Annotated in this window: 11 protein-coding genes; 2 read left to right on the top strand and 9 right to left on the bottom strand. The window is 67.0% G+C overall.

Annotation, left to right across the window (positions count from 1 at the left end):
• Positions 1–33: 33 nt before the first annotated feature.
• On the bottom strand, positions 34–2,760 hold the full coding sequence (locus AC5P6S_RS17030) for a TonB-dependent receptor plug domain-containing protein (protein ID WP_065183517.1): 2,727 nt from the start codon (positions 2,758–2,760) through the stop codon (positions 34–36).
• Positions 2,761–2,977: 217 nt separating this feature from the next.
• Here AC5P6S_RS17030 and AC5P6S_RS17025 point away from each other — a divergent pair, with 217 nt between their 5' ends.
• Positions 2,978–3,577: a GNAT family N-acetyltransferase gene (locus AC5P6S_RS17025; RefSeq protein ID WP_033833900.1), complete on the top strand. Its 600-nt coding sequence runs from the start codon at positions 2,978–2,980 to the stop codon at positions 3,575–3,577.
• Here the strand turns inward: AC5P6S_RS17025 and AC5P6S_RS17020 are convergent.
• Together AC5P6S_RS17020 and AC5P6S_RS17015 are read right to left on the bottom strand one after the other, a co-directional pair.
• On the bottom strand, positions 3,574–4,350 hold the full coding sequence (locus AC5P6S_RS17020) for a CDP-diacylglycerol diphosphatase (RefSeq protein ID WP_012480573.1): 777 nt from the start codon (positions 4,348–4,350) through the stop codon (positions 3,574–3,576). The two genes, AC5P6S_RS17025 and AC5P6S_RS17020, sit on opposite strands and share 4 nt — an antisense overlap.
• Before the next feature lie 68 nt (positions 4,351–4,418).
• Entirely contained in the window at positions 4,419–5,099 is a 681-nt protein-coding gene (locus AC5P6S_RS17015) for a decarboxylase (RefSeq protein ID WP_065183516.1), read from the bottom strand.
• Positions 5,100–5,269: 170 nt separating this feature from the next.
• Here AC5P6S_RS17015 and AC5P6S_RS17010 point away from each other — a divergent pair, with 170 nt between their 5' ends.
• Positions 5,270–5,566, top strand: coding sequence for a hypothetical protein (locus tag AC5P6S_RS17010; RefSeq protein WP_005413768.1), 297 nt, complete (start codon positions 5,270–5,272; stop codon positions 5,564–5,566).
• A gap of 94 nt (positions 5,567–5,660) precedes the next feature.
• On the opposite strand, the gene AC5P6S_RS17005 is transcribed toward AC5P6S_RS17010, so the two are convergent.
• The 6 genes from AC5P6S_RS17005 to AC5P6S_RS16980 form a co-directional block, all read right to left on the bottom strand.
• Positions 5,661–6,545: a hypothetical protein gene (locus tag AC5P6S_RS17005; protein WP_049395924.1), complete on the bottom strand. Its 885-nt coding sequence runs from the start codon at positions 6,543–6,545 to the stop codon at positions 5,661–5,663.
• Between the two features lie 111 nt (positions 6,546–6,656).
• Entirely contained in the window at positions 6,657–8,357 is a 1,701-nt protein-coding gene (dld, locus tag AC5P6S_RS17000) for a D-lactate dehydrogenase (RefSeq protein WP_049442216.1), read from the bottom strand.
• Positions 8,354–9,493, bottom strand: a complete 1,140-nt coding sequence (lldD, locus tag AC5P6S_RS16995; protein ID WP_005410033.1) for an FMN-dependent L-lactate dehydrogenase LldD — start codon at positions 9,491–9,493, stop codon at positions 8,354–8,356. Before lldD ends, dld begins: the two co-directional genes overlap by 4 nt.
• Before the next feature lie 4 nt (positions 9,494–9,497).
• Complete coding sequence (gene lldR, locus AC5P6S_RS16990; RefSeq protein WP_012480578.1) at positions 9,498–10,262, bottom strand: transcriptional regulator LldR; 765 nt, start codon at positions 10,260–10,262, stop codon at positions 9,498–9,500.
• Between the two features lie 53 nt (positions 10,263–10,315).
• A complete protein-coding gene (lldP, locus tag AC5P6S_RS16985; RefSeq protein ID WP_012480579.1) occupies positions 10,316–11,974 on the bottom strand; it encodes an L-lactate permease in 1,659 nt (552 codons plus the stop codon).
• Between the two features lie 223 nt (positions 11,975–12,197).
• Positions 12,198–12,650, bottom strand: a complete 453-nt coding sequence (locus AC5P6S_RS16980) for an MgtC/SapB family protein (RefSeq protein WP_005413774.1) — start codon at positions 12,648–12,650, stop codon at positions 12,198–12,200.
• Positions 12,651–12,893 lie beyond the last annotated feature (243 nt).

Here is a 12,893-nt window from a genome sequence, read left to right as displayed (position 1 = left end):
CGGCAATGCCGGGCCTTTCGTTCGCCTGCCGGATCAGCGGAACCGGTAGTCCAGCTGCACCCAGTACTGGCGGCCATACGGATCGTAGTTGCCGACCGGATAGAACGGCCAGCCGCCACCGTTCTTGTCCGCCGGCGGGCGGCTGTCACGCAGGTTGTTGACGATCACGCCCACCGACAGGTTCTCGCCGAATTGGCGGAACACGCTGGCGTTGTAGGTCATGTACGGCGCGATGCGGCCACTGCCATCGGTCTTCGGCAGCGAGCCGAAGCGGTTGCCGTACAGCGTGGTGGTCCAGTCACCCTGGTTCCAGGTGATGCTGCCGTTGGCCTTGCTGCGCCACTGGTAGTCATCCAGCGAATTGCGGATGTCACGCTCCGGATCATCGGAGAACTGCCGGTACTTGTGCTCCAGCACCACGGTGTAGGCCAGGCGCGTGGTGAAGCGGCCATAGCGACCGGCATCGAAACGCCAGTTGCCCTTCAGGTCCAGCCCGCGAACCGATTCGGAGGCGGCGTTGATCGGATTGATCAGCACACGGGTCACCTGGTCCGGCTGCACGGTTGCATTGGACGGGTTGCGGATCACACGCGACAGCGCGTCCAGGCACAGCGGTGAGCCGATGTCACGCGCCTCGCCGCCCAGCGTCTTTCCCAACCGGCAATCGGCCTCGTCGCGCAGGATGCGGCTGGTATCAAGGCTGGTCACCTCGTTGTCGATGCGGATGTCGTAGTAGTCGGCACTGAAATCCAGGCCAGCCAGCGGCGACCAGACCACGCCGAAGCCATACGACTTGGCCGACTCCGGCTGCAGCTGCGGGTTGGCACGGTTGCTGTAATCGATCGACAGGCCGTTGTAGTCGCAGTTGTCATACGACTGGCCTGCGGTGCGGCAGCGCCAGTAGTCGGTCATGCCCGGGTTGTAACCACGCGTCTCTGTCGCGAACACGTAGTTCATGTCCGGCGCCCGGAAGCTGGTGGCAGCGGTACCACGGATCAGCAGGCTCTCGATCGGGCGGAACTCGACGCCGAAGCTCCAGGTCGCCTTGCCGATATGCTCACCACCGGCTCGGTACTGGTCATAGCGCCCGGCCAGGGTGGTGGTGAGCGACTGCAGCAACGGCAGCTGCAGCTCCACGCCGGCAGCATAGCGGTCGCGCTCGCCACCGGCACCAATACCGGCGCTGGTGTTCCAGAATTCACCGGTGCCCAGTCGGGGGTCCGGTCGATTGCGATAGCCCTGGCTGCCAGCCTCGACCACCGCAGCCAGCGCAGCGTCGCCACCGGGCAGTGCGAACAGCCGGCCGTTGACGCTGGCGCTGAAGGTCTGCAGCCACGCCGCGTTGCGGCTCTCCTGGTAGCCGGACAGGCTCTGGTACTCGTTCGGGCTCAGCGGCTGGAACAGGCGCGCGGGATCCGGCGCATAGACCTCTACGCCATTGCGCACGCCCAGCTTCGGGCCCAGCAGGTATTCGTTGATACCGGCCAGCAGCACCGGGCGGCGGGTGCGGTTCTCGTAACGCGAACGGCTGTAGACCGCCTCATAGTCCCAGCCACTGTCGCCGATCTGGCCGCGCGCGCCGACGTTGAATGACCACGAGTTTTCCAGGAAGCGGTTGGCATTGCGCGGCAGGCCACCGATTTCCTCGGGCGCAAACCGGCGGTACCAGCTTTCCAGGTTGCCGGTGGTCTGGTTGTAGAAGTAGTTGCGGGCCGAGGTCCAGGTGGGCGCACGGGTGTTGTTGGTGATGCGTGCGCTGCCCACGGCCAGATCGGCGAACAGGTCGGTGGTCTCGTTGACGTGGAAGGTCAGCAGGCCGTAGCCGTTGAGGTTGCGCTTCTCGGTCTGCACCGTCCAGTAGCTGGAGGCGGCCTCGTTGCTGCCGCAATACCAGCCCTGGCGCGGGTTGAAGGCACGGAACACGCTGCCGCCATAGATATCCGACGCCGCGTCGCAGCCATTGGCGCCCGGATCGATGTTGCGACCGGTCGCGGCGTTGCGGCGATACGCGATCGCGGTCGCCTGCGGCGCCTTGCCGGCGGGGTCATCATCCAGCGAGTCCATGAAATCGCGCTGGCGCGCATGGATCGCCTTGCGCACATCGAACTCGAAGCCGAACAGGGCATCCCAGCGCTCGCCGGAACTGCCACCAACCACCTGCGCGCGCTGGTTGTCGCCACCGCCCTGCTGGGTGCCGCCGGCCCGCACGTTCACGTCCACACCCTCAAAGCGGTCCTTGAGGATGATGTTGACCACACCGGCGATGGCGTCGGAGCCATACACCGCCGACGCACCGGCCGCCAAGACCTCGATGCGCTCGATCAGCGCACTGGGAATGTTGGCCAGGTTGACCACGTTCACCGAGCCCTCGTAGGCCAGCGGGTAGTCGGCCTGGCGGCGGCCGTTGACCAGCACCAGCGTGCGGTTCGGGCCCAGCCCGCGCAGGTTGATGGTGTTGGCCGCCGGGGTGAAGGTGTTGCCGAAGTCCTCGCCCTGCACGTTGCCGGTGTTTTCAGTCAGGGCGCTCAGCGCGTCGAACGCGTTGCGGTAGCCCTGCGCGTCGATCTGCTCGCGGCTGATCACGGTCACCGGCGACGGCCCTTCGACACTGGCGCGCGGAATGCGCGAGCCGGTGACCTTCACTTCCTGCAATGAGGTGGGTGCGCTTTCCTGCGCGAAGGCCGGCGACGACACCAGCATCAGGGACGACAGCGCGAGCACCAGCGGACGCGGGCGCAGCGCCTTGTGGGAGGCAGACATGGGCTTCCTGGGGGAGTTGGACGGGTGGTATGGGACCGGAGGCCTGCGCGGCGCATAACGATCCCGTAACGAAAGTGTCCTGAATGGATGGTTTCAACGGAAATGACCAGCCCTGATGGACTTATGCCTGAACCGAATCAGGCTCCGCCCGGTGGTCGTCGCGTTTTTGCAATCTTTTGAATGGTCTGGCGAAGCGGGCATTGCCATCGTTCCGGGGATGATGACCCCGTACCCCACATCCCTCCTCCCCCCGCTGCGCCCTGTGTCGCGCCGCCATCTGCTGCAGCTGCAGGTGGCACCGGTCACCCTGCGCCCGTTCCAGCGGGCCGATCTGCCGGCCTGGCGCCTGTTCGACGACCGCCGCCGACGCGGGCGCCGCCATCCGGCCGGTATCGACGAAGAAGCCCGCTTCCTTGCCCACATGCATCGCTCGCGGCTGGAGCAGGACAACGACCAGCTGCTGCTGGGTGTGTTCGATGACGAGCACGGCACTGTCCTGGACCAGCTGCATGTCCGCCTGCAGTCCCTGCATACGCGCTGCGCCGAGCTGCTGTCGCTGCAGCACTGGCACCCGCACGTGGATGCAGCGCTGCGCGCGCTGTGCCCGTTCCTGTTCGAGGATGTGGGCGTGCACCGCCTGTTCGTGATGCTGCCACCGGACTGCAGTGACCCGTTCGCCACTGCGCTGCACGCCTTCGGCTTCGAGCACGAAGGCCTGTTGCGCGACCATCATCTGGATCTGGATGGCTGGCAGGACCGCCAGCTGCTGGCGCTGACTGCACCGGTCTGGCGCAGCCGCCAGCAGCCACCGGGTTAGCGGACCCGCTCCAACGCGTCGCCTGCGCCGGTCAGCACCGAGCAGGCGTGGTCCTGCAGTTCTTCGGCGCTGGCCTCGTTGCCGGTGCCGGCGTCCACCCGGGTCGCCAGCAGGATGAAGCCCGGGCCGCCCTGCACGGCGTCCCGGCCGGCCACGACCAGGCTCCACTGACCAACATCGTCCACGCCTGCGAGATCGTAAGCCAGCAGATTGAGCGGATTGGCGGTCAGTTCCGCGCCCGCCAGCAGGCGTGCCTGGTATTGATGGCCGCGCAGCAGGACCGGCAGCGGTGCCCAGCGGCTGCCGAGGGCGGCAGCATGCGTGTCCAGCGCCTGCAGCACGTCGGCGCGCAGGCAATCCACGTGGATATGCAGCTGGTGCTGCGAGCGGCCGTGCGGCGAGTTCAACGCCAGGCTGGCGACGTTGCGCGGCAGTGGTTGCCGCAGGGCCTGTTCGGTGTGGCTGCGCGCCTGCCAGGCGGCAGCGAAGTAGTTCGGTGCACCACGCTGGTACAGGCTGCGGCTCTCGATACCGCTCACCTTGTCCAGCGGCATCAGCAGGAACTGGTAGTCGCCGTGCGCATCCTTGACCAGCACATCGCGGCGGTCTGCGGCCGTCTCCACGCGCAGGCAGTCGCCGCGTGGACCTTCGGGGCCCCGGCAGTCACGTTCGATCAATCGCCACAATGCATCGGAATGGGCCGGCGGCGGCGGCGCACTGGCACAGGCGGACAACAACAGCAGGGACGACAGCAGGAAGGGGCGCAGGGACACGGCAACGACTCACGGAGCAGGCACGGCAGACAGCGCCGCGCTGCATTCTAGCCAGTGCGAAGCTGCAATCAGTAGGTGCCGAACGGCACTTCAACCACGATCGGGGCGGCACCCTCGCCGGCCTGCAGGCTGTAGCGGTCCAGCGCCCCATCGTCATCGGCGTGCGGCTGGCGCTGGAAATGCAGCGGGTAGCGGGTGTCCCCCAGGCGCACGGCGCTGCCGTCGGCCTCCAGCGCTGCACCTTCCGGAATCAGCAGCCCGCCCAGGTCACTGTAGGCGCCAGGCACATCGGCGAAGCTGTAGTCGACCAGCTCGTCCACCCGCTGCATCGCATAGACGTGCGGCACATAGGGGCGTGCGGGGCTGCGGCCATTGCTCAGGTCGGTCACCCAGGCCTGCGGCAGGTGGTACTGCTCGCGCAGCGCAGCCACGCCCAGCGAGGGACTGGCCACCTGCAGGCAGCACACCGTCCGCTTGCCTTCACGGTCGAGGATGGCGAAACGATCGCCTCGGGTCGCCGCCTGCGGCAGCATGGCAAACGCCAGGTTGCGCTGCGCAGGCTCGTAGCCCGCTTCGGTCTGCAGGTTGCGCCAGGCACCGAATACCGGGGTTTCGATCGGCGCAGGTTCCGGATCGGCAGCGGAGGCGGAGGCGGAGGCGGAGGCGGAGGCGGCAAACGCTACGCCCAGCAACGACAACACCAGCGCCGTCATCGTCTTGTCCTTGCCGCGCAAACTGCCTGCCGTCATACCGTATCCAACACCTGCGCCGGAAAGGCCCGGCCTGCCCGCTGGCGTACTGCCAGCCATTGCTCCCACTATGCAATGACCACGCTGTGCCGGCAATGACCGGGGCGCTGACGCCTTTCGCACGCTCGGTGCTATCGTTCCCGCCATCTTCCCTGCGCAGGAGCGCTCGCATGTCTGCATTCCGTCTGTCCCTGTTGCTGCCGGCCTCTGCCCTGCTGCTGTCGGCCTGTGTCAGTACGCCTGGCCCGGAAGTCAAAGGCAGCGGCCGCTGCGACGCCAGCCAGCTGGGCTGGGCGATCGGCCAGCCGGCCAACGAGCCCAACATCCGCCGCCTGTCCCGCGAGAGTGGCGCCGGCCTGGTCAACCCGATCGGCCCCAGCACCATCACCACCAAGGACATCCGCCAGGACCGCCTGCGCGTGTTCGTGGACAAGGACAACATCATCACGTCCACGCGCTGCGAGTAAGCGCCGCCACCGCTTTTGTAGGGTCGAGCCATGCTCGACTGGCTTTTCGCGCCGCCCATCCGAAGACCCGTCGAGCATCGCTCGACGCTACAATTCAGGGTTCGGTATAGCCGGCACAGTCCGGCAGTGCCTGGTCCGGGTGGAACATCCCCGCCCCGAAGCGGAACAGCCGGGTGTAGGTACACGCCGGGTCCTGTTCGATGCGCAGATCCTGCTTCTTCAGCGGCCCCCTGGCCAGCGAATCCTCGAAGCGCGAAACACCGGCCGGGTACCGGGTCGCCACGGTCTGGTAGCGCAGCACTGGCATGCCCTCGGCAACCGTATCCAGCGCCAGCTTCGCCGAGAACCCGTATTCGTCGTGGCAGGCACCGGCGCGCTGCTTGATGTCCTGCTCGCTGAAACAGGCGCGGATCATCGCATTGCCCAGCCATGGCACGGTCAGCACGTCGTCGTCCACCTGGATGTCGTCCTGCAGGTGACGCACGCGTGCCAGCTGCAGCGTGGACGCGTCGGCACCTCCACCGGAGTACATGGTGCTGAACTTGACGATGCCACCCACCAGCACATTCTGGCGGGCGCGCTGCTGCGGGTCGGTCACCGGTTCATCGCTGCCCACGCCAGGGGCCAGCCGCACGATCCATGGCCACAGCGACAGCTCGCTTTCCTGCGGCACGTCGATGCTGACGTGGTAGGTGTGCGGCTTGCCCTGGCCCGGTGCCTTCTCAAGCACTTCCAGCACGGTCGGCCGGTCACCCTCCTCGGCAACCGGCTGCACGCGCACGCACCAGTTGCCGTCCCGCGTGCAGTCATAAAGCCCCGACGGTCCAGTCTCACTCGCGATCAGTACCTGTCCCAGCGGCTCCATCACGTTGCCGGCAGCATCGCGCTGCTGCGGCAGGATCGCGCTCTGGGCCAGCGCCAGCAGCGGGGTCGCCAGCAATGCAGTGCACAGGGTGGCGCAGACGGCGGCGGTGGGCATGGATGGCTCCTGCGGATGGGCTTCCGATGGTAACCGTTGCCCGGGCGGCGTCGAGCCATGCTCGTCTGCTGTCTGTCGGCAGGAGCAGCCGAGCATAGGGGCGGCTCTACATCATCCGCAATCGCAGCCACCCCAGCCCTTGGCCTTCGAGGTCTGGCCGATACCGGGATTGAACGTGTTGCTCGGGTCCAGCTGCCTGTAGAACCCGGCCAGCGCCGGCTTGGCCGGGTACAGGTGACCGACATTGTGCTCGGCCGGGTACTCGGCACCGCGCTGGTCCAGCAGCGCCCACATCGCGTGCTCGATCGCCATCGGGTCTTCACCCTTGCGCGCGATGTAGTCCTGGTGGAACACGTGGCACAGGAAGTGCCCGTAATACAGCTTGTGCAGCAGGCGGCCGTCGACATCGGCCGGCAACTGCTCGAACCAGTCGGCATCATCTCGGCGCAGGGCAATGTCCAGCGCCACGATGTCCTGCACCTGCCCGCGATGCACTTCGCGGTAGCGCACCGCGGCACCGGCCACGGCGAAGCGATGCAGGAACGCCTTGCGCCCCTCCTCGGCCGTGCAGTGGAAAAAGCCGCCTTCGTGCCCGGCGAAGAAGGCGCGCAACCAGGCCTCGGTTTCCGCAGCGTCCTGGGCAGAGACCTTCAGCAACAGGTGATGCTCGTAGCGCTGGCGGAACTCGCCCATGCGCTTGGGCAGGTGCGAGGGCAGCAGGCCGGTCAGAACCTGCATCACCCGGTCAGTCACCCCACGCAGGCCCAGCCGTTCGAACCAGCCGTCGACGCGGCTCTTCAATGCGAACGCGGCAGGTACACGTGCGGTGCCGAGGCGATCGATCAGCAGGAAGCTGTCCTTGCCGTAGCGCTCGCCGATGTCATAGGCATCGCGGTGGATGTACTCACCGGCAATCGGCAGGCGCTCGAAGCCGGTCAGCAGCTGGCGCCGGATCGCCGTGAGGCTGTCGGTGCGGTTGCTGCCGATGTAGAAGACTTCGGCGGCCTCCTTTTCGAAGGTATCCAGGCGCACCGCGAACACCGCCAGCTTGCCGGCCGAACCGGCAGCCTCGTAGTGGCGGCTGGGATCAGCATTGAAGCGCGCCGGGGTATCGGCGTCGACCTTGCGCACTTCGTCGGCGTAGCGCGGATCGGAGGCCGCGCGGCCGTCGCCGTCCCCCACATCCGACGCACTGTAGTCGCCGGCCTGCAGGCGCTGCAGGATCTGCTCGGGCGTATCGCCCAGCGCGATGCCGAGATGGTTGACCAGCTGTAGTTGGCCCTGCGCATCGACCCGCGCGTACAGCGCCAGCTCGGTGTAGGCCGGGCCACGGCGCACCAGCGCGCCGCCGGAGTTGTTGCAGATGCCGCCCAGCACCGAGGCGCCGATGCAGGACGAGCCGATCACCGAATGCGGTTCACGGCCCAGCGGTGCCAGCGTCTGCTCCAGGCGGTCGAGCGTGGCACCGGGCAGGCACAGCACCTGGCGGCCTTCGTTCAACAGCTGGATGCCGGTCAGGCGCAGCGTGCTGACCAGCACGATCGGCCGGCCGTAGTCATCGCCGTCCGGGGTCGAGCCACCGGTCAGCCCGGTATTGGCCGCCTGCAGGATGACCGCCGCCCCACCCTGCACCGCTGCCTGCAGCACGCGCCACAGTTCCAGCAAGGTACCCGGGCGCACCACTGCCAGTACCGGGCCATCGCCGAAGCGGTAGCCGCGACGGAAGCGGCGCGTGGCCTTGTCGCCGGTCAGTACATGGCGGCTGCCGACCGCGTCGCGCAACTGTGCCAGCACGGCATCGTGGCCATTCATGGCAGGCTGACCAGCGAATCGCGGCCGATGTCAGCGATGCGACGCGCACCGGTCAGTGTCATCGCCACGCGCATCTCCTTGGCGATCAGGTCCAGCAGGTTGGCCACGCCGGCCTCGCCCTGCGCGGCCAGCGCATAGACGAAGGCGCGCCCCAGCAGCACGGTATCGGCACCGAGCGCCAACATGCGCACCACGTCCAGGCCGGTACGGATGCCCGAATCGGCGAGAATCTTCAGATCGCCCTGTACTGCGTCGGCAATCGCCGGCAGTGCGCGTGCGGTGGACAGCACGCCGTCCAGCTGGCGGCCACCGTGGTTGGAGACCACGATGCCATCGGCACCGAACCTGACCGCATCACGCGCGTCATCCGGGTCAAGGATGCCCTTGATCACCATCGGGCCCTTCCAGAATTCGCGGATCCACTCCAGGTCCTTCCAGGAAATGGAGGGATCGAAGTTGCTGCCCAGCCAGCCGATGTAATCCTCCAGCCCGGTCGGGTTGCCACGGTAGGTGGAGATGTTGCCCAGGTCATGCGGGCGGCCGAACAGTCCCACGTCCCACGCCCAGTGCGGATGGGTGATGGCCTGGCCGATACGGCGCAGCGAGGCGTTCGGGCCGCTCATGCCGGAGTGGGCATCGCGGTAGCGCGCACCCGGCACCGGCATGTCCACGGTGAACACCAGCGTGGTCACGCCAGCGGCCTGCGCCCGCTCCAGTGCGTTGCGCATGAAGCCACGGTCGCGCAGCACGTACAGCTGGAACCACATCGGCCGCTGGATGGCCGGTGCCACTTCCTCGATCGGGCACACCGATACGGTCGACAGCGTGAACGGGATGCCGCGGCTGTCGGCCGCGCGCGCCGCCTGCACTTCACCGCGCCGGGCATACATGCCGGTCAGGCCGACCGGCGCCAGCGCCACCGGCATTGCCAGCGTTTCGCCGAATAGCTCGGTTTCCAGGCTCAGGTCGGACATGTTGCGCAGGATGCGCTGGCGCAGCGCGATGTCGGACAGGTCGGAAACGTTGCGCTTCAGCGTGTGCTCGGCATACGCGCCGCCATCGATGTAGTGGAACAGGAACGGCGGCAGCCGCCGTTCGGCAGCAGCACGGTAATCGGTGGAGGCGGAGATGATCATGGGGTCAACCGTGTGGGGAAGGTAGACGCGAGGCCCGCGCACGCCGGGCTTCGTTGTCATCGAGCGTGCGCAGCGTGGTGTGCACGAACTCGAGGTGGGCATGCGCGGCGGCGCGCGCGCGTTCGGGGTCGCCGGCCAGCACCGCGTCCATCATCTCGCGATGCTGGTCGGACAGCGGCGAGAAGGTCCTCGCCGAGGTGTAGAGCTTCTCGCGGCTCTGCGAGATGTTGGTCTGCAGCAGTTCGAACAGGCCGCGCATCACCTGCAGCAGCACCAGGTTGTGCGAGGCCTCGGCGATGGACAGGTGGAAGGCCGCGTCAGCCTCCGCTTCACCGGTGGGGTCGTCCTTGCCGTGCGCGTCCATCATGGTCTGGAAGGCCTGCGCGATGCGCGTGCGGTCCTCGTCGGTGGCACGCAGCGCCGCATGCCAGGCGGTGGCGCCTTCCAGCGCATGGCGGATCTCCAGTACGTCGAAGCGGTATTCCGGGTCGCCCTGGAACAGCGGCAGGTACGGCGCCAGCGGTTCATCCAGCGCCTGCCGCGCGCGCGCCGCCGGTTCGGCCACGTAGGTGCCGCCACCGACCCGTGCGGTCAGCAGGCCCTGGCTGGCCAGCTGCGCGATGGCCTCGCGCAACGCCGTGCGCGAGACCCCCAGCTGCACCGCCAGCGTGCGTTCGGCCGGCAGCCGATCGCCCGGCTGCAGCCGCTGTTCCTGCACCAGGCCGCGCAGCTGCGCGGCCACCTTGTCCGAGATACGTTGCGTGCTCATGGCGCCATTGTGGCCCGAAGCGCGCAGCGGGTGGTCGGCCAGCCGTGCATGGCTCAGGGGATCATCCAGGTCAGCCAGTAGGCCTGGGCCAGGGTGATCAGGCCGACCATGGTGGTGAAGACCAGGCTGTGCTTGACCGTGAAACGGAACAGGTCCGATTCCTTGCCGGCCAGGCCAACCGCCGCGCAGGCAATGGCGATCGACTGCGGCGAGATCATCTTGCCGGTGACGCCGCCGGTGGTGTTGGCCGCCACCAGCAGCACGTCGGACACGCCGATCTGCTGCGCGGTGGTCGCCTGCAGCGCCGAGAACAGCGCGTTGGACGAGGTGTCCGAGCCGGTCAGGAACACGCCCAGCCAGCCCAGGAACGGCGAGAAGAACGGAAAGGCGTCGCCGGTGTGCGCCAGTGCCAGCGCCAGCGTTGCCGACAGGCCCGAATAGTTGGCGATGAAGGCGAAGGCCAGCACCATGCCGATCGAATAGATCGGCATGCGCAGCTCACGCACGGTTTCACCGAAGGTCTGCAGCGCCGACCGGGCCGGCATGCGCAGCGCGATGATCGCGATCACCGCCGCGAGGATGATCGAGGTGCCGGTGGCCGAGAACCAGTCGAACTTGTAGACCGCCTCATAGCTGAGCGGCGCGTCCACGATCGGTGGCATCTTCTGCACCCTCTGGTCGAGGCCCGGCACCGGGAGCTTCAGCACCCAGCCTTCCAGCGGGCCGCCTGCCGCGAACAGCGACTTGAACGGCTTGATGCTCCACAGCGTGACCATCGCGGTGAGGATCAGGAACGGCGACCACGCCTTGGCGATCTGGCCGATGCTGTAGCGCGGCGCCTCCAGTGCCTGTGCGGCCGCCTCGGCGCTGGTTTCGGTATCGAAGCGGAAGATCCGTACCGGCTTCCAGCGGCGCAGGAACAGGGTCAGGCAGACCAGCGACGCCAGCGAGGCGGTGATGTCCGGCAGTTCCGGACCGATGAAGTTGGAGGTCAGGTACTGCGCGATGGCGAAGGAGCCACCGGCCACCAGCACCGCCGGCCAGGTTTCCTTGATGCCACGCCAGCCATCCATGATCGCCATGATCCAGAACAGCACGATGACGGTCAGGAACGGCAGCTGGCGGCCGGCCATCTGGCCGATCTCGAAGGCATCCAGGCCGGTGACCTGCCCGGCCACGATGATCGGAATGCCCATTGCACCGAACGCCACCGGCGCAGTGTTGACGATCAGGCACAGGCCGGCGGCATACAGCGGCTTGAAGCCCAGCCCGACCAGCAGCGCCGCGGTGATCGCCACTGGTGCGCCGAAACCGGCCGCGCCTTCCAGGAAGGCACCGAAGGCGAAGCCGACCATCAGCATCTGCAGGCGCTGGTCTTCGGTCACCGACAGGATCGAAGCGCGGATGATGTCGAACTGACCGGTCTTGACCGAGACCTTGTAGAGGAACACCGCGCCGATGATGATCCAGGCAATAGGCCAAAGGCCGTAGACGAAGCCGAAGCCGGCCGCACCCAGCGCCTGGCTCAGCGGCATGCGGTAGAACAGCAGGGCCACGCCAAGCGCGATGGCCACGGTGATCGTGCCGGCCAGCCAGCCCTTCATGCGCAGCACGGCCAGGGCAACGAAGAAGAACGCGATCGGCAGCAGCGCGATCAGGCTCGACAACCACAGGTTGCCGGCGGGGTCGTACAGGTGTTGCCAGGGCTGCATGAAGACTCTCGACTGGATGCGGAAGGTGCCCCACCGCAGGCGGTGGATCGCCGTGGCTGTCGATTATTGGTCGTACCAATAATGATTTCGATCAGACCACTTGCAGCGGATTTAACCGCCACTCCGGCGAGGAACCTATTAGACCATAGGGCTAGATGCCATATTGGTCCGACCATTTAGTCCGCATGGTAGTGCCGGCCGCTGGCCGGCAATTCGAGATTCCCTACGAGATCCGTTTCTCCAGCCGCCGCATCACTGCCAGCACCAGCACGCACAGCACGCTCACGCCGATGGCAATCACGTACTTGCTGATCCCCACCGCAATCCCGATGGCCGCCGCCATGATCAACGAGCTGGCCGTGGTCAGGCCGCTGACCTGGTCCTCGCGTGACCCACGCAGGATGGTGCCAGCGGCAACGAAGCCGACACAGGCCACCACCGCTTCGATCAGGCGTACCGGATCAACCTGCAGCAGGTCGCGGTAGCGCTCCTGCTGGAAATGCTCGGCCACCGAGTCGCCAAGGCCGACGATCAACGCGGCGGCCCCTGCGATCAGCATGTGCGTACGCAGGCCAGCGGCGTGCTTGCCCATCTCGCGCTCGACGCCGAGCACGCCGCCGAACAGCATCGCTGCGGCAACGCGCAGCAGGATCGAGACATCCTGGGTAAGTTCCATGGGAAAGCTCCGGAATTTTCCCGGAGCGTCGCGCGGCGATCGTGGGACGGCGGTGAAGGCGATGGCACGCCTTCTTCACCGCACGCATTCCTCCACGCATGGCGTGGATCTTATCTCTTGCCAATCTGGCACCTTGGGTGCCGAGAGCCCGGCGTGGGCGACCGTGTGGATCCAGGTCTTGCGACCGAGAAGTAGCTTGGGTCCCCACGCCGGATTCTCCCTGAACCGCCCGAACAGTTGGTT

Source organism: Stenotrophomonas sp. YJH_SMC_119 (assembly GCF_059368315.1).
This window is presented reverse-complemented; position numbering and strand designations above follow the sequence as displayed.